The sequence below is a fragment of the Tautonia marina genome, assembly GCF_009177065.1.
GTDB lineage: Bacteria > Planctomycetota > Planctomycetia > Isosphaerales > Isosphaeraceae > Tautonia > Tautonia marina.
In genome coordinates this window covers 217,085-235,153 of the sequence record NZ_WEZF01000005.1, presented here as the reverse complement: position 1 = coordinate 235,153, position 18,069 = coordinate 217,085, and the positions used below count along the sequence as shown (strand labels likewise).

Here is an 18,069-nt window from a genome sequence, read left to right as displayed (position 1 = left end):
ATGACATGGCGTGTGGGAGGGGAGGTGACTGGTCGGCCTGGCCGACTCCCGATGAGACGAGGTCGAGTTCCGGTCGAGGGGAGCCAGGATCATCCTGTGGCTATCGGGGTGGTGACTCGGGCTGATCCCCTGCGAAATGGGTTCCTGGGCCGCTGGGGGCGGTGATCCAGGACGACTCGGCGCCGCGAGTGCAAGAAGCGGATCATTGCGATGATGGAGGGTTCGTCCTTCGAGGCGAACGCCGCGACTGACTGATCATCGGCTTGCCGGACAAGATCAGGTCGGCGCGGAGTTCCTGCCCTGGATGTGGATGTCACCTGACGGCGCGTCACGAGCCGCCAGGGACATTGCGAAACGGTGAGCCGGGTGTCGTCGAATCCCCGGCAAGCTCCCAAGGCTTGATCTCGCCGTGCGAGGTCGGAGAAGACTCGCAACATCGTTCAAGCACTCGTAAATTCAAAATTGGAGCTGCCAGGGATTGCCAGACGGACAAAAACCACCATTACCAACCAGCACCAGGGGCAGGCACGGAGGGAAGACCATTACGGTGTAGGTCTCGTACAAGTGTCCGGGGTGCTGGCCGGTTGAGTCGCTCGATGTTGATCGTCGGGGCCAGGGCGAGGCGGGAGAACTCCTGAGTCATGATCTCCTGAACCGCCTCGGCGTGATCGGGGGTCGTGAGGATCGAGTCGTGGATGGTGCCGATGAAGGCGTTCGGCAACTGCTCCATGCAGCGTCGGGCGACGCCGCCGATGATCAGGTCGGACTCGACCCCCTGGAGGCATTTCGGGAGCCGGGTATGGTCGCCCTCCTTGAGCGCCCGGACGACGCGGTACACGTTTGGGAACCGGGCATCGAACGCGCGGGCCGCATCGGTCCGACGCCAGTTCTCGCAGTAGAACGTATTCCCGAAGAATTTTCGCTTGAAGTCGGAGCGTTGCTCGGGGGGGATGCCGGTCGCATCCATCAGAAAATTATAGAATTGTCCGTCCTGGACCAGGTCGATGTACCGCGCGACATCCGGGGGGAGCCCTCCGGTCCCCCGGTAGTGCTGCTGGAGCAGGATCGAGAAGAGGAGGGGCTGGGAGTTCCTGATGTCGAGGTTGACGAGCGGCTGCCCCTGGTAGGAGAGGAAGCCGCGCAACTCGGTCTTAAGGTTCGTCAGATTGGTGTGGACGCGGCCATAGGAGTCGACGTGGAAGAACAGGTCTCGATCGTGGAGCATGCTGATCGAGGTCTCGTGGGCCGGCTCGAACTCCGAGTGGCCGAGCAACCAGGCAAGCGCGGCCGGGAAGTCGATCTCGATCCTGCGCAAGTATGCCAGCAGATGCCGATGAACGTCTGAGGGAGCGTGGCACCAGTCTCGCCGCTTGGCCAGTATCTTACGCGAGAGGGTGGGATCGGCGATGGCGACCTTCCGCTGTCGCATCGCGGAGAACGCCGGGCCGAGCTTGAAGCCCTTGGACTTTTTCCCAACCTCGTAGTGATTGTCGAAGAGGAGCACCTTGCTCTCGATGAGCTGGTCACGGACTCGCGTGTAGGATGTGTTGTCGGGGAAGAAGCGGCGGAGGTATTTGGCCTTCAGGGGGACGAACGTGCCTCGCAGGCGCACGTCGAATATCCCCCGGTAGTGGACCAGGTGCAGGATGTAGCGGGCACAGTCGCCGAGACGGCGGTCAGAAACCGTCAGGAAGTCGGTCGGGTCGAAATCGCAGGGGTTCCAGAGGGCGATTGGCTCACGCTCCGAGGTGACATCCTGGAGCGGTGTGTGTTCGAATTCGAATGCGAGGCTCATGGGTGATCTCTGAGATGGGGGTTGACCTGCCGGGCCAGCGACGTTGCTTGCCCGGCATCGACAGTGGGGCGGGGTTGGGGTGAATGGGTTCGATCGGATGGTCGTTTGCGACAATCGCGAGGCAGTGATGCGACTCCCGCGAGACGGGGAGGCGCGCGGGGCCGAACGCTCGGCCCACTGGGAAGGGATCGAGGTCGGCGCGCAGGGGTGACGTGACCGCTGGGGAGACGATCCCCAGGGAGGACTGGGCCGTCACCGATGCGGGAGTCTCAGGGACTCCGTCGGTCCGATGGCGGCGGGGTGGTGGTCGGGGTGCGATCCAGAGGGAGAGGCCGATCCTTGACCTGGGCGGAGGGGCCGGGAGGATGGCCCGCCGGTGCGAGGGAACGATCGGGCTCCGAGGGGCCGAGCCGGGCCGTTGAAGCCCTTCAGGGGCGATGGTCGGTCAGCCGGCCTGGCGGGAAGGGGGCGACTTCTTGATGATTTCCCACTTGCGTCTGGGAGGTGTGCCGGCGTTGATCCATGCCTCGATCTCGGCGCGGGACCATTTCTTCGAGCGGCCGAGGCGAAGGCTGGCAGGAATGCGGCCGGCGAGGTCGTCGCGGTGAAGCGAGCGGACCGAACGATCGAGCAGGGTCGAAAGCTCGGCGATGTCGATGAGGAGCCCCCTGGAGGGAGGCGCGGGTTCAGGGATCGGGAGGATGTTCGGGTCGGGGGTGTTCGGGGTCATGATTGGGCTCGAATTTCAAAGGGGTATCTCAGGGTTGGGGGACTCAATCGGCTGGCGAACCGACCGAGGACACTCGACCGTAAAACACGATTTCGGGGTGGCAAAGAATCTCGAAAAAATTTCGTTGATGTTGGTTTCTGGGTGTGAGATGGAGGACAGTCACGAGGCGCCGAGCAAGGGGAGCGTGTCCTCCGACGAGGAAGAACCCGAGCCAGGGCGTATCGGATTGATTGGGGGGCGACCAGGGGAAGGAACGGTCGTTGACGAGACGGACGCGCCCCAACTCGACCCCTCGGAGGAGGGTGAGAACCGCGCGGTTCTCACCTCGGTCAGGAGGCCGAGGGAGCGGGATCGGGCCAGGGTGAGGGAGATTCAGACGGGCGCGAAGCCAGGTCAAGGAACGGTCGGGTCGTTGAGGTGAAGGCGAGCGAGAGAGAGTGGATTGATGGGAATTGATTCTCAAGAGGGGTGAGTTTCCAGTCAGAGGTTCGTGTGTGAGAGGCCCAAGGTCTTGAGGGGTGACGACTTGCGGGAAGAGGGGCGTGGTCCCCCCCGAGCGAGCCATCGTGGGCGTAACCCACCGCTCGCGGAGTTTTTGAAGCCCCTTGGTGATATGCTTCAGGATGGATGGGTTCGTTCACTCACCGTGAGTGGAGAGTCCCGGTCTCTGGGGCGTTGCGGGATCGGGCGGAGGGGGGATGGGGAGGGAGAGGAGCGAGCATGGGAGGGGGTCGTCGACACCCCGCATGTTGGCACGCATAATGGGGCACGACGACCGAGGGCTTGAGGTGGAGGGTGGAGCGCGATGGGGCGGCCGAAAGCGGGGACGGGGAAGAAGAACGGGGGCGGGGCGAACCTGGGGTTCGAGGAGAAGCTCTGGGCGGCGGCCGACAAGATGCGGGGCCACATGGACGCGGCGGAGTACAAGCACGTCGCGCTGGGCCTGATCTTCCTGAAGTACATCAGCGACGCCTTCCAGGAGCGGTACGACGCGCTCCAGGACGAGCCGCACGCCGACCCGGAAGACCGGGACGAGTACCTGGCCGAGAATGTCTTCTGGGTGCCGAAGGTGGCACGCTGGCAGGCGCTCCAGGACGCCGCGAAACAGGCGGACATCGGCAAGCGCGTTGATAACGCGATGGAGGCGATCGAGAAGGAGAACGGGTCACTCAAGGGGGTCTTGCCGAAGGACTACGCACGGCCGACGCTCGATCAGACCCGGCTGGGCGAGTTGATCGACCTGATCGGGACGATCGAACTGGTCTACCGCGAAGATGCTGATTTGTTCGACGGCAAGCGTGATCATCGGTCGAAAGACCTGCTGGGACAGGTCTACATGTACTTCCTCGGGAAGTTCGCCGCCGCCGAGGGGAAGCTGGGCGGGGAGTTCTTCACGCCCGAGTCGGTGGTGAAGCTGCTGGTCGAGATGATCGAGCCGTACAAGGGGCGGGTGTTTGACCCCTGCTGCGGGTCAGGCGGGATGTTCGTGCAGTCGGAGAAATTCGTCGAGGCGCACGGGGGGAAGAAGACCGACCTGTCGATCTACGGGCAGGAGTCGAACCCGACGACCTGGAAGCTCTGCAAGATGAACCTGGCGATCCGGGGGATCGAGGCGAATCTCGGGCCGCACCACGCCGACAGCCTCCACAACGACCAGCACAAAGACCTGAAGGCCGACTTCATCCTGGCGAACCCGCCGTTCAACGTGAGCGACTGGGGGGGCGACCGGCTCCGCGAAGATGCGCGATGGCAGTACGGGACGCCGCCGGTCGGGAACGCGAATTTCGCCTGGGTGCAAAACTTCCTTGCGCACCTGGGGCCGAAGGGGGTGGCGGGCTTTGTATTGGCGAATGGGTCGATGTCGTCGAACCAGTCAGGCGAGGGGGAGATCAGGCGCCGGATCGTCGAGGCCGACCTGGTCGACTGCCTGATCGCCCTTCCGGGGCAATTGTTCTATACCACGCCGATCCCAGCCTGTCTCTGGTTCCTGACCCGGAACAAGGCGAACGGGCGGTTCCGTGATCGCCGGGGCGAGACGCTGTTCATCGACGCCCGCAAGCTGGGGAGCCTGGTTGATCGGACCCACCGTGAACTCTCGGACGACGAGATCGCCCGGATCGCCCGCGCCTACCACGCCTGGCGCGGCGAGCCAGATGCCGGCCCCTATGCCGACGTGCCGGGCTTCTGCAAGGCGGCGACGCAGGAAGAGATCGCCGCGCATGGGTTCGTGCTGACGCCGGGGCGGTACGTCGGGGCCGAGGACGTGGAGGACGACGGCGAGCCGTTCGAGGAGAAGATGGGGCGGCTGGTGGCGACGCTCCGGGAGCAGCAGGCCGAGGCGGCGCGGCTCGATGCCGCCATCACGACGAACCTGGAAAGGCTTGGCTATGGTGCCTGATCCCCTCGACTGGCCGGACTGGTGGGAGTGGGAACTCGAATTCACGCCCCACCTGCTCAAGCGCATGGTCGATCGGGGATTCAACGAGGTCGATTTGCGTGCGATGCTCGCCTCCGCATCGGGCTACCGGCCGTCCGCGTCGGAAGGACGGTTTGTTATCATGGCACGATACGATGGGCGCGACTGGGACATCGTCGTTGAACCAGACGAGACGAGCCGCCAGTTGCTCGTGATCACGGCGTATGCCAGGGGGTCGTCATGAACCAGCCGTACCTCGAAGTGACCTTCCGCCGGGGAAAGCCCATCGCGGCCTACCTGTACCTGCCTCGGAGGCCGGGGGACCGAGCCGTACGGAGCGAGCCGGTCGACGATCTGATCGTGATTGACCGCGCCGAGGATGGTCGGCCGATCGGCCTGGAACTCGTCGATCCGGTTGCGGTGTCGGCCGATCGGGTTAACGCGGTGCTGAGGCAACTTGACCAGCCGGAGCTTGCCGCGTCGGAACTGGCACCGTTGCACGCCGCCTGAGAAGAGGCTCACCGAGGACGCGATGATCTGTGCCATCTGCAAGCGGGCCGAGACCGAGCCCGGCTCGACCACCGTGACCCTGGAACGGGACGGCTCGACCCTGGTCATCAAGGACGTGCCCGCCGCCGTCTGCCCGAACTGTGGCGAAGCCTACATCGGCGAGGCCGAATCCGCTCGATTGCTGGAGATTGCCGAGGCGCTCCATCAGGCAGGTGCCCAGGTCGATGTGCGGCGATTCGCGGCGGCGAGCTGACGCGAGGTGGAGATGAGAAACTGTTGAAGCCGAAGGCCGAGTCATTGTCGAGCGGGGTGAGTCGAGCCTCCGGTTGCTCGTGATCACGGCTGATGCCAGGGGGTCGTCATGAACCAGCCATACCTTGAAGTGACCTTCCGCCTGGGAAAGCCCATCGCGGCCTACCTGTACCTGCCTCGGAGGCCGGGGGACCGCGCCGTACGGAGCGAGCCGATCGACGATCTGATCGTGATTGACCGCGCCGAGGATGGTCGGCCGATCGGCCTGGAACTCGTCGATCCGGGGGCGGTGTCCGTCGATTGCGTCAACGCGGTGCTGCGGCAACTCGACCAGCCGGAGCTTGCCGCGTCGGAACTGGCACCGTTACACGCCGCCTGAAGAGAGCGGCTGGACGGGCACATTTGGGTGAACATGCGAGCCATCGGTAATGATGCCTGACCTCTGGACCGAGTCAACCTTCGGCGACCTGATCGGCGAAGGAGTTTTGCAGATCAGCGATGGCTACCGTGCCAAGAACTCCGAACTCGGGGGCGACGGGCCAATCTTCCTTCGTGCGGGGCATGTGACCGATTCGCACATCCATTTCGACGGGGTTGATCGTTTTCGTGCGGAGTTGACCGACCGCGTCCTTCCCAAGATGTCGAAGCCGGGGGATGTTGTCGTCACGACGAAGGGGAATAGCACGGGCCGGGTGACATACGTTGACGATCGGATGCCGAGGTTCGTCTACTCACCACACCTGAGCTTTTGGCGCTCGCTCGACCTGGACCGACTCTGGCCCGGCTTCCTCCGGTATTGGTCACGAGGCCGCGAGTTCGAAGGCCAGCTTTCGAGCATGAAAACCTCGACCGACATGGCCCCGTACTTGAGCCTGGTCGATCAGAAACGCCTCCACATCACCCTTCCCCCCATTGACCAGCAACGGGAAATCGCGGCCATCCTCGGTGCCCTCGACGACAAGATCGACCTGAACCGGAGGATGAACGGGACGCTGGAGGGGATGGCGCGGGCGGTGTTCCGGTCGTGGTTCGTGGACTTCGACCCCGTGCGGGCCAAGAGTGAGGGGCGCCAGCCGCCCGGCCTCGACGCCGAGACCGCCGCCCTGTTCCCCTCCTCGTTCGCCGACTCCCCCCTCGGCCCGATCCCGGAGGGCTGGCATACGCGACGATGGGGCGATCTGGTGAGGCTCGAATATGGTAAGAGTCTGCGCAGTTACGAAGACAGCGACGGCCCCTTTACTGTCTTTGGCACCAACGGACCGATCGGTCGGCACGTCGAGCCGCTTTGCAGTCACCCAGGTATCATCATCGGCCGCAAGGGCGCGTATCGCGGGGTTCACTACCACGATGCCCCGTTCTTCGTCATCGACACCGCCTACTACGTCGAGCCGAAGTCCCAGATCGAGTTGCGCTGGGCTTATTACGAAATGCTTCGGCTCGACATCAACGGGATGGATAGCGGCTCCGCGATCCCTTCGACAAGCCGCGACGACTTCTACAGCTTGCCGGTGATCGAGCCACCCGTTGAGCTTCAACGCCGCTTCGTCGAGGTTCTGACGCCCTGCTGGGCGAATCAAAAGACACACGACGAGGAGGCGGCAACGCTCGCCGCTCTGCGCGACACCCTCTTGCCGAAGCTGCTCTCCGGCGAAGTTCGGATCGAGGAAATGAGCACGGTTGTTCAGTGAGCGGTGCCATCGTACAATCGTGAATGGTTGGCCGGTTGCCGGAAGAAGACCCTGGGGGGCAGGTCGCTCGATGTTGCTCACCGAGAACGACATCAAGTCGGAACTTAGCTATGCTTACCTGCACGCGGTCGCCTCGCGGGCCGGGTGCGAGGTTCAGAAGGCGGAGCGGTATAGCGACGGGGCCGGCGTGGATGCGACGATCCGGGCCAGGGAGCGGTTTGCTCCGGACTCGGTCTTCACGCACTTCAGCATCGACGTTCAGTTGAAGGCGACCAGCGGCGAGCCAAACCTTGACGATCGGGGATGCTATCCCTTTCCCCTGCGACTGGACCACTACAACAAGCTTCGCGACACGGACCGTCAGGCCCAGCAATTCCTCGTGGTGCTGTATCTCCCGCCCGACCCCGAGCAGTGGCTGGTTCACTCGGCGGAACGCATGATCGCCCAGCGGTGCGCCTACTGGGTCAGCCTGCAAGCCGCCCCGGACAGCCCGAACAAGTCGTCGCAAACGGTCTATCTTCCTTCGAGCAACCTCTTCTCCGTCGCGGGCCTGCGATCAGTCCTGACACGGGTTTCGCGCGGCGAGAGGATCGACTATGAGCAACCCGTTTGACCTCCCCGAGCACCTGGTTTCCCGCATTAACCCCGTCGAGGCGCGACACTACGTGGCGGCCTCGGGCTGGAAGCGCGTGACTGGCGTGAATGGCAAGGTGGCGGTGTTTGACCATCCGACCTCGGAGTTGGACCAGTTGCTCATCCCGCTCGACGCGGGTCTGGCCGACTATGCCCGGCGGATGGCCGAGGTCATTTCCACCCTTGCCGAGCACGAGGGGCGCCCCGCCAGCGACATCCTGGACGACCTGCTGCTGCCGCCCTCGGATGTGCTCCGGTTCCGGATGATCGGGCCGGGGACGCAAAAGGGGGATGTGAGCCTGAATCAGGGGATCGAACTCCTGGACGGCGCGAGGAAGGCGATCCTGTCGGCTGCGTGTGCCGTGGTGCAGCCCCAGAAATTCTACCCGCGTTTGAGCCGGGGAGAGGCGGAGCAACTGGTGCGGGCCTGCCGACTGGGCCAGACGGAGCGGGGCAGCTTCACGGCCGTCGTCGCCTGCCCGCTCGACGCCGCCGGCCCGGAGTCGGCGGGGGATCGCCCGCTGCTGGCGATGCTCGAAGGTCAGCAGGGCACCGATTCCGGCCCGTCCGTCGAGACCCCCGATGCCGCCGGACCCGAGCCGTTTGCGCGTCAGACCACCGGCTTGTTGATGCGGTCGCTGGCACGGATCGCATCGGCCATCGACGGCGACCAGGAGGACAGCCTTGTTGAACCGGCGGCGGGACAACCAAGCCTGAGCGCGAACCTTTGCGACGCGCTGATGATGATGGAGCCGGAGGGGGACCGTTCGCAGGTGTCGGTGCTGGCAACCTGGGCTCGCACCTTACCCCCGCCCCGGACCGCGACCCCGCCGTCGGCGGTCCACCTGCGCCGGGAGTACTTCCCTGCCATCGCGAAGTTAGCCGTCAAGCTGCGGCCGACCCATACCCCGAAGAAGTCGTTCCTCGTCGGCCTGGTCGATTCCCTGCACGGCGACCGGGAGGAGTCGGGGCGTGTGAGCGGAGATGTGCAACTGTTGATCCTGAATCAGGAGGAAAAGGAGAAGATTCGTGCCCGAGTGACCCTGGACGCCGACGATTACCAGAAGGCCGGGGAAGCCCATCTGGCCGGTGAGTACGTTGCGCTCCACGGCATCCTGATGATGGGCGATCGAGCCCACCGGATCGTGGAAGTCACGGGGTTTACGCCCTTGCGGGCGTCGTCGTCTTGAGTGGGACGCGGTGTTCGGTGTCGCCCCGGCCGCCTGGCCGGATTGCGATGATCGGGGGACGGGCTCCCCGATGCGGAGGGGGAACCGGAGCGTTGCCGGTGCCGCCGTGCCTCCGCCTTTGCTCGTAGGGAAGGAGTGATCTGAGGATTGCTCCCATTCCGACCCGGAGGTTCGGGCGCAGCGTCCTCTGGGAGCATGACGAGGTCTGTCGATGAAGTCGAACAACCTGACCCTGGGCGAGGTGCTGGCCTCTCCGTGCCAGTACGTTATCCCGGTCTTTCAGCGCTACTACCGATGGGACCAGCCGCAGTGGGACAAGCTCTGGAATGACCTGGTGGACTTGCAGGAACCGGATCGGACGGGCCGGCACTTCATGGGGTTCCTCGTGATGGTGCCCGAGACGTTCATGCCGGGGCGGATCAACCGATCGCATCTGATCGACGGGCAGCAACGCTTGACGACGCTCTCGCTGATTTTGTGCGCCCTGAGAGACGCGGCAAGGTTGGCTGGGTTCGACGATCTGGCGATGAAGATCGAGTTCTCGACTCTTGTTCACCAGTTCGAGACGGGGGAGGATCGCTTCCGGGTCTTCCCGAAGCTTCGGGACCGTGAGCAGTATGTCGCCTGCATCAACGGCGAGACGCCCGCCGACGGCCGTCTGGGGGCCGCCGTGCGGTATTTCGCAGGCCGGTTGACCACAATCCCCGAGGCGGGTACGGAGGCCGGTCTGCGGGCCTTCTACGACCTCCTGAGCCAGCGCCTGGAGTTCGTCTACGCTCAGCTTGAGGGGGAGAACCCGTTCAACATCTTCAAGAGCTTGAACTCGACGGGCGTTCCGCTCGGCCCGGCGGATTTGATCCGCAATTTCGTGTTCATGAACCTGCCGGTCGAGCATCAGGACGCATTCGACCAAGCCCACTGGAAGCCGATGGAGCGGCGATTCGAGGATCAACAGGGGATTCTCGACGCCGAGGGGTTGTCGTCGTTCCTGCGCGATCACCTGATGCGGCACGGCGAGTATATCCGGCCCGCCGAGACGTTCGACGCCTTTCAGCGGAAGCACTCGGCCACGGCATTCGACCCCGTCCAGGTGACGATCGAGGCCAAGAAGGCGTCGGGCTGGTACGAGATTCTGCTAGGCAACCGGCCCGATTCCGACCCGGAGGTCGAGGCGGTGCTCGCCCAGTTCCGGCAGTTGGAAAGCTCGACGACGGACGCCCTGTTGCTGAACCTGTATGAGCGCCGGGATCGCGGGGCGTTGAGCCCGAAGGAGTTGATCGAGTGCCTTCGCCTGCTCTCCGGGTTCATCCTGCGTCGGCTCGTCTGCGGGGAGAACTCGCGCGGCTATGCCCGGCTGTTCGTGCAGGCCGCCGGAGCGATCGGTGAATCGCCGGTGGATGATTTGCGGCGATTCCTGGAGTCGCGCGGGTTCCCCGACACGCCGCGTTTCGTCCGCGCGTTCGTGACGTTCGACCTGTATCACAGTCGTTACCGGAAGGCCGTTCTGGTTGCCCTGGAGCGTGCCCAGGGGCACAAGGAGCCGGTAGTCTTGTCGAAGGCCCAGGTCGAGCACATCATGCCCCAGACCCTCACCGACGCCTGGCGTGAGACGCTCGGGGACGAGTCGGCCCGGATTCACTCGACCTGGCTGCACACGCCGGGGAACCTGACTCTGACCGGGTATAACCCCGAGTTGCTGAACAAGCCCTTCGCGATCAAGCGAGAAGGATACAAGAACAGCAACATCGTCCTGACCCGACGTGTGGCCGACAGCGAGTCGTGGGGTGAAGCAGAGATTGAGCAACGTGCCCGATGGATGGCCGAGGACGCGAGCCGCATCTGGCCAGGCCCGGCGGTCCCGGTCGAGCGCGCCAGCGATGAGGCTGCTCGGATCGGTCCGTCGCGGTTCGATCTGCGGCTCCGGTTCTGGACGGGTTTCCGTGACCATCTCAAGGAGTCGGGGAGCGAGTTGGACCCGGCCGAGCCCGGACCGAGGTACAGGCACCTGTGCGGGCGATTGGGAGTTGGGAAACCCCTCTACGCCTATTTGAATCTCAGGAACCGACGGTTAGCCGTCAGCGCATGTTTTCACGGCAAGCGGGCCGAGCAGCAGTTCCACGCGATCCGGCAGCACCAGGAGGCCATTGAGGCGGAGATCGGCTCGCGGCTCATTTGGACCGCCCGACCGGGGGGTGACTCCTTGATCGTCCTTCGCAACCCCGTTGACCCGACCGACGAGACGATCTGGCCGTCGTACTACGACTGGATGCGGCGATCGCTGGAAACGTTTCGACGAGTTCTGGCCCCGCACATCACTCGAACGCCGAAAGCTGACCGGCTCGCGAATCACGGGGAGGGTGTCTCCGATGCCGAGCAGTTCCGACTCGACTACTGGTTCGCATTCCGAGATTTGCTCACGAACTCGTCCTCGCCGGTGAAGCCCAGGAAGCCGCAGCCTGACCCGTGGTACAAGTTTGCAGCCGGGAGGTCTCATACCCAACTGGCCACCATCCTGGGCTGGCGCGAAGCCTCGATCGCGGTGGAATTGACCTTCTGGTATGACCAGGCCCAGGCGTACTACACCATCCTCTCGCGTGATCGCGAGGCAATCGAGGCCGAGATTGGTGAACCGCTGGAGTGGCAAGACCAAGGTGATCGGAGGCACAGCAAGATCAGGATCAAGCGGGAGGGCGTCGATCTGGCAAACCGTCAGGAATGGCCCGATCAGCACCAGTGGCTTCGGGAGAAGCTAGAGTGCCTCCATCGGGTCTTCGTCCCGAGGATCAAGGCGATCAGCCCTGAAGACCTGGAAACCGCCGAGACTGATGATATGGTCAATGACGCAAGCGAGGGGGCGAACATGGATGAGGGAGCGACCGACGCCGGGTAGATTGGTTCCCGATCGCGCTGGAGTGTGACGCCGATGAGCCCTGGTATCTCCGAGTCCGTCGTCGAGGACGCTGCCCTGTCCTGGTTTGAAGGCATGGGTTACGAGGTCGCGCATGGCCCCGACCTGGCGCCGGGCGAGCCGGGCGCGGAGCGGGACTCTTATGCCGACGTGGTGCTGGAGGGGAGGTTCCGCGCGAGCCTCGCCAGGATCAATCCGGGCATCCCCGCCACGGCCATCGACGAGGCGGCGCGGAAGGTGCTTCGGACCGAGACGCCGAGCCTGGTTGAGAACAACCGCCGGTTCCACCGGATGCTGACCGAAGGGGTCGATGTTGAGTACCGACGGCCGGACGGCTCGATCGCGGGGGACAAGGTCTGGCTCGTCGACTTCACTCACCATGAGCGAAACGACTGGCTTGTCGTCAATCAGTTCACCGTCGTCGAGGATCGGCGCAAACGTCGAGCCGACATGGTCGTGTTCGTCAATGGATTGCCTTTGGCCGTCATCGAGTTGAAGAACGCAGGCGACGAGAACGCGACTGTTCGGGGGGCGTTTAATCAGCTCCAGACCTACAAGCTCGACGTTCCCAGCCTCTTCGCACGCAACGAGGTTTTGGTCGTTTCTGATGGGCTCCAGGCCCGGATCGGGTCGCTGACAGCCGACTTCGAACGGTTCATGCCCTGGCGGACGGTCGAGGGGGACGATGTGGCGCCGAAGGGGACGCCCGAACTCGAAGTCTTGGTGAAGGGGGTCTTCGACAAGGGGCGGTTCCTGAACCTCGTCCAGAACTTCGTCGTCTTCGAGTCCGATGGCGTGTCGGTCGTCAAGAAACTGGCCGGCTACCACCAGTTTCACGCGGTCAACAAGGCGGTCGCCTGCACCGTCGGGGCAGCTTCGCCGGAGGGGGACAAGCGGGTCGGGGTGATCTGGCACACGCAGGGCAGCGGCAAGAGTCTGACGATGGCCTTCTACGCGGGCAAGATCGTCAAAGACCCGGCGATGGCGAACCCGACGCTCGTGGTCTTGACCGACCGCAACGACCTGGACGATCAACTCTTCGGCACCTTCTCGAACTGCCAATCGTTGTTGAGACAGGCTCCGGTGCAGGTTGAGCGGCGCGATCAGGTCGCCGAGATGCTCAAGGTCGCGTCGGGTGGGGTGGTCTTCACGACGATCCAGAAGTTTCTGCCCGAGACCAAGGGGGCCAAGTACCCTCTCGTCTCCGACCGCCGCAATATCGTCGTCATTGCCGACGAAGCCCACCGCAGCCAGTACGACTTTATCGACGGCTTCGCCCGCCACATGCGCGACGCCCTGCCCAACGCATCGTTCATCGGGTTCACCGGCACGCCGATCGAGGCGACGGACAAGAACACCCAGGCTGTCTTCGGCGACTACATCGATGTGTACGACATCACGCGATCGGTCGAGGATGGAGCGACGGTCCGAATCTACTACGAGGGGCGACTGGCACAGATCGCGCTCAACGAGGGCGAGAAACCCAAGCTCGATGACGAGTTCGAGGAAGTCACCGAGGGTCAGGAAGTCGAGAAGAAGGAGAAGCTGAAATCGAAGTGGGCGCGGCTGGAAGCGATGGTGGGGGCGGAGAAGCGGGTCGAACTGGTCGCCCAAGACATCGTTGACCACTTCGAGCAACGGACGGCTGCCTTGGAGGGCAAAGGGATGATCGTCGCGATGAGTCGGCGTATCTGCGTCGACCTCTATGACGAGATCGTCAAGCTCCGCCCTGACTGGCACAGCGACGACGACTCCCAGGGGGCCATCAAGGTCGTGATGACCGGCTCGGCCTCCGACCCTCAAGCGTGGCAGCCCCACATCCGCACCAAGTCGGGTCGGGAAGCGATCGCCAAGCGATTCAAGGAGCCGGCCGACCCGCTCAGGCTCGTCATCGTCCGCGACATGTGGCTGACCGGCTTCGACGCCCCCTGCCTGCACACGATGTACGCTGACAAGCCGATGCAAGGGCACGGCCTGATGCAAGCGATCGCTCGGGTCAACCGGGTCTTCCGAGACAAGCCCGGCGGTTTGATCGTCGACTACCTCGGGCTTGCCCACGTGCTCAAGAAAGCCCTGGCTTCGTACACCGAGGGGGATCGGCGTCAGGCCGGTATCCCCAAGGAGGAGGCCGTTGCGCTGCTGCTGGAGAAGCACGAAGTCGTCTCGGCGATGCTATTCGGGTTCGACTTCTCGCCGATCCACAGCGACGATCCGGGGCGTCGTCTCGGGGTCGTCTCGGGGGCGATGAACTTCATCCTGGAGCGGGACCAGCAGTCCCCCGAGGACAATCTCAAGTCCCGTTTCATGGACGAGGTCTCCAAGATGGTCCGGGCCTTCGCCCTGGCCGTGCCTCACGATGACGCCCTGACGATCCGTGATGAGGTCGGGTTCTTCCAGGCGGTCCGGGCGGGGCTGGTGAAGTACACGCCGGCCGAGGGGAAGTCGGAGCACGAGGTCGACTCGGCGATCCGGCAATTGGTCTCGAAGGCGATCACGACCGACCGGGTGATCGACATCTTCACCGACGCCGGGATGAAGCGACCCGAAATCTCGATCCTGTCGGACGAGTTCCTGGCCGAGGTTCGCGACCTGCCCCAGCGGAACCTCGCTCTGGAACTGCTCCGCAAACTGCTCAACGACGAGATCAAGTCGCGGTCGCGCAAGAACCTGGTCGAGGCCCGATCGTTCGCCGGGATGCTGGAGGAGGCGATCCAGCGCTATCAGAACCGCTCGATCGAGACGGCCCAGGTGATCGCTCAATTGATCGAACTCGCCAAGGAGATGCGAGCCGCCCATCGTCGGGGGGAGTCTCTCGGGCTTACCGAGGATGAATTGGCGTTCTACGATGCCCTGGAGGTTAACGACAGCGCCGTCAAGGTGATGGGGGACGAGACGCTTCGGGGGATCGCCCGAGAACTGGCCGACGTGGTCCGGCGGAACGTCTCGATCGACTGGACGGAGAAGGAGAGCGTGAAGGCGAAGTTGCGGACGATCGTCAAACGCCTGCTCCGCAAGCACGGCTACCCGCCGGACAAGCAGGAGCAGGCGACGATGACGGTGCTCGCCCAGGCTGAGACGCTTTGCAAGGACTGGGCAGCGTAACGCGGCAACCCGGCCTCGTCGTAGCTGGTGCCGTTACATGAGCCACGGGCAGAGCATTTCGACACGCGGGCGTCCCAAGGCGGGCGACAGCACGAGGTAGTCCTTCTGCGTGCCGATCCGCTCGAATCCAAGCTTCGACCAATAGTGTCTCAGTCGACTGCACGCACCGTCCCAATCTTGCGGATCGAACTCGTCGAGCGCAAGTTCCATCCGCTTCACAGGGTCGGCCATGACCCGTTCGGAGAACTGCAACGGCAGGGGTCGGCAGACCACGAGACCGCATCCTCGGCCGAGAACGTTGATCATCCGGTCTGCGACCGCGAGACCGAGGTATCTCCCACGATGGCGTGGCATGACCTCGATTCGGTCAAGGACGAGGACATCGAGGCTCAGCGGCTCGAAGCGATTCCGGATAGACTTCTTATACTCGTCTGATCTCGGGTCGAAGAGAACCGAATAGCAGTCGTGAAGAGACTGGGTGTAATCCCAGAGTTCAGAGATCGGATACCCGGACGATATTGCCTCGGTCCCCCGGAGAACGGTGGCCATGAACGATCCGGCACGCTCCGGGGAGCCCTCGTACGGTGAGAAGATGACCCGTCCCTCATAGACGTCGATGTAGCCGAAGTCCTCTCGCGAGTACAGGCACGCATCGGTTTTGATCAGGAGATTGTAGAGTCCCTCAGGGTCTTTCGTGAGGGCTGAGTTGCCGCACGAATTGATCGTTTTGGTACTCATAGTCGGAATCCTTATTGGTGATTGGTCGGGTGTCCTTCAATTTGTGTCACTCTGTCGGGGGCGAGGTCTCGTCTGGACTCATCACGCGGGGCAATGGTGGTAGGGCAGCAAGTGCTTCCTCTTCGTCGAGGGCGTAGAGGTCGGTGTACGTCTGGAGCGTCAGCTTGATGTCGCTGTGCCGCATGAAGCTCTGGGCGACGCGGGGCGAGACCTTGTTCTTGGCGAGGTAGGTCGCCGTCGTGTGCCGGAAGGCGTGGACGTCGATCGTCCGGCCATTGTCGTCACGGTAGGGGATGCCGGCCATTTTCAGGTCGCGTCGGAGAATCTTGATCAGTTGGACCGGGACGCGGAACACCCGGTCGAAGCCCCACTTGCCGGTCTCGGCCAGCCAGATTCGAAGCGCCTCGGCGAGATCGGAACGGAGGGGGATGCGGGCCTCCTTGCCATTCTTCGTCATCGAACCGGGGAGGATGAGTTGGGGGCGGTCTTCCGAGAGGTTGAGGTGCCGAACCTCCAGTGCCTCCAGTTCGCCCCGGCGAAGTCCAGTGTGGACGAGCGTCATGTACATCAGTCCGCGTTCGCGCCCGAGTCGATTCAGCTCGTCCTGCACCTCGGGGCGGACGCTTGCGAGTGGCTTCCCTTTATTCTTGCCCCGTCGTACGGTCAACGCCTCGATGAGCGGTCGTTCCCTCGCGGTGGTGATGAGTCGGGAGAGTTCGTCCTCGGTCGGCGCTCGGCGTTGACGCCTGATCTCCCCGGAGGCGGGGCCGAGGCTTGCCAGGGCATCTTCCCCCATTCGGCGGGTCATCAGGCACCAGCGGGAGAACGCCTTGGCCGACATCCGGTAGCTATTCCGAGTCGTCGCGCCTGTCCCGCGATCGGCGAGCAGCGAAAAGAACCGCTCGACGGCCTCGATTCTCAGATCAGCCAGAGATCGGACTTGGCAGCCTTCGAGGACGGCTCGGAGCCGTCTCATGGTTTCCGCGAGGTGCTTCGACGTGACCCCTTTGTTCCGCAAGTGGGCCTCGTAAGCGTCGATCTGCGAGGCGATCGGTGCCTTTCTCTGGGCACCATAGGGATCGACGAGACCTGCTTTGCCCAGTTCGATCTGACGCTCGATCTCGGCGAGTTGCTGCCGGGCGACCGTCTTATCTGTACTCAATGGCACTCGACATCGATTGCTATCGGCGTCGACGTACTGACCGTAATACTTCGTCGACCGCTCGTTGACCTTCCGTGCCCCCGGCGTCTGCTTCGACACGCGGCACCCGTTCTTGTCCACATACCGCGTGGACGTCAGCTTCATCACGTTGCCCATTGTAATGATCCTGGTGGTTATCGCCGGGGGGATGATCTTGGCTGCCCCCCTGGCTGTACCAGCATCCTACATTACGTGGCAGAAAGTGTCGGAATAAACCGTGGAAATTTTTTTATTCTTTTCGCACTGTTTTCCGTGTTTTCCCTGGGAATTTCGACTATTTCACTTCATGGCAGGTGGTGTCGCCGGATGGCAGGAATGCTATAGTTGGCTAGAGCGCCAGTTCGACACACTGGAGGTCACAGGTTCGAGCCCTGTATCGCCCACTAATGTCAGCCTACTTGATAGGTGGACGTCAACTTAAACAATCACTGATTTCAGTGGTTGATCTCAACGATTCGGTCCCATCGGGTTTTCCGGTGGGGCCGTTTTTTTTGAACTCCTTCGGCGTGGTTGGCGGGGGTTGGGCTGGTGGGGGAGCGAACGGGTGCGAGCTGGGGGGTCGAGTGGGTGCCCGGTAGGACGGGGAAAATTTTTTGTGTTAGACCTCTTGAAGACCTAGAAGACGGTTGCTATCCTATCTTATAGGTCACTCTCGATGGGTGGCTTAACGGCTGTGAGAGCCAAACCAGGCCATGAGTGGTCAGGGTTTGGCTTTTTTTTGTGAGTGTTGCGTGAGCTTGTGTTTTTAAAATCATCTGATTGTCTGTTGAAGTTTTGTGTTCGTATCCGGCTGTCTGGATGAAAGGAGACCCAAGGAATGATGAATGCGTTTTGACAGGGCAGTTGCCTGATTTGTTGGGTCGAGTCGGGCCGGTGCGCAGATTCGACCCATTGGGTATCTCGCCG

The 18,069-nt window shown here is 63.2% G+C and carries 14 protein-coding genes; 10 read left to right on the top strand and 4 right to left on the bottom strand.

Annotated features, from left to right (window positions below; translation table 11 throughout):
• Positions 1-502: 502 nt before the first annotated feature.
• Entirely contained in the window at positions 503-1,795 is a 1,293-nt protein-coding gene (locus GA615_RS08275; protein WP_152050810.1) for a hypothetical protein, read from the bottom strand.
• Positions 1,796-2,240: 445 nt separating this feature from the next.
• Complete coding sequence (locus GA615_RS08270; protein ID WP_152050809.1) at positions 2,241-2,525, bottom strand: helix-turn-helix transcriptional regulator; 285 nt, start codon at positions 2,523-2,525, stop codon at positions 2,241-2,243.
• An 805-nt stretch (positions 2,526-3,330) separates the two neighbouring features.
• On the opposite strand from GA615_RS08270, the gene GA615_RS08265 reads away from it, so the two are divergent.
• From GA615_RS08265 to GA615_RS08220, 10 genes are all read left to right on the top strand, one after another.
• Positions 3,331-4,923 (top strand): class I SAM-dependent DNA methyltransferase, encoded by a 1,593-nt coding sequence (locus tag GA615_RS08265; protein ID WP_152050808.1) that lies wholly within the window; start codon positions 3,331-3,333, stop codon positions 4,921-4,923.
• On the top strand, positions 4,913-5,185 hold the full coding sequence (locus GA615_RS08260; RefSeq protein ID WP_161602229.1) for a DUF4258 domain-containing protein: 273 nt from the start codon (positions 4,913-4,915) through the stop codon (positions 5,183-5,185). Before GA615_RS08265 ends, GA615_RS08260 begins: the two co-directional genes overlap by 11 nt.
• Complete coding sequence (locus GA615_RS08255; protein WP_152050806.1) at positions 5,182-5,451, top strand: DUF2283 domain-containing protein; 270 nt, start codon at positions 5,182-5,184, stop codon at positions 5,449-5,451. Before GA615_RS08260 ends, GA615_RS08255 begins: the two co-directional genes overlap by 4 nt.
• Positions 5,452-5,473: 22 nt before the next feature.
• Complete coding sequence (locus GA615_RS08250; RefSeq protein WP_152050805.1) at positions 5,474-5,704, top strand: type II toxin-antitoxin system MqsA family antitoxin; 231 nt, start codon at positions 5,474-5,476, stop codon at positions 5,702-5,704.
• A 108-nt stretch (positions 5,705-5,812) separates the two neighbouring features.
• Positions 5,813-6,082, top strand: a complete 270-nt coding sequence (locus GA615_RS08245; RefSeq protein ID WP_152050804.1) for a DUF2283 domain-containing protein — start codon at positions 5,813-5,815, stop codon at positions 6,080-6,082.
• A gap of 49 nt (positions 6,083-6,131) precedes the next feature.
• Complete coding sequence (locus tag GA615_RS08240; protein ID WP_152050803.1) at positions 6,132-7,391, top strand: restriction endonuclease subunit S; 1,260 nt, start codon at positions 6,132-6,134, stop codon at positions 7,389-7,391.
• A 70-nt stretch (positions 7,392-7,461) separates the two neighbouring features.
• Positions 7,462-8,004: a DUF4365 domain-containing protein gene (locus GA615_RS08235; RefSeq protein WP_152050802.1), complete on the top strand. Its 543-nt coding sequence runs from the start codon at positions 7,462-7,464 to the stop codon at positions 8,002-8,004.
• Entirely contained in the window at positions 7,988-9,214 is a 1,227-nt protein-coding gene (locus GA615_RS08230; RefSeq protein ID WP_152050801.1) for a hypothetical protein, read from the top strand. Before GA615_RS08235 ends, GA615_RS08230 begins: the two co-directional genes overlap by 17 nt.
• Before the next feature lie 211 nt (positions 9,215-9,425).
• Entirely contained in the window at positions 9,426-12,104 is a 2,679-nt protein-coding gene (locus GA615_RS08225) for a DUF4268 domain-containing protein (protein ID WP_152050800.1), read from the top strand.
• A 33-nt stretch (positions 12,105-12,137) separates the two neighbouring features.
• The gene (locus GA615_RS08220; protein WP_152050799.1) at positions 12,138-15,224 is read left to right on the top strand and encodes a type I restriction endonuclease subunit R; all 3,087 of its coding nucleotides are present in this window, start codon (positions 12,138-12,140) and stop codon (positions 15,222-15,224) included.
• A gap of 33 nt (positions 15,225-15,257) precedes the next feature.
• Here the strand turns inward: GA615_RS08220 and GA615_RS08215 are convergent, their stop codons facing one another.
• Together GA615_RS08215 and GA615_RS08210 are read right to left on the bottom strand one after the other, a co-directional pair.
• A complete protein-coding gene (locus GA615_RS08215) occupies positions 15,258-15,962 on the bottom strand; it encodes a hypothetical protein (protein WP_152050798.1) in 705 nt (234 codons plus the stop codon).
• 46 nt (positions 15,963-16,008) lie between these two features.
• Positions 16,009-17,268, bottom strand: a complete 1,260-nt coding sequence (locus GA615_RS08210) for a tyrosine-type recombinase/integrase (RefSeq protein WP_161602228.1) — start codon at positions 17,266-17,268, stop codon at positions 16,009-16,011.
• Positions 17,269-18,069: the final 801 nt, after the last annotated feature.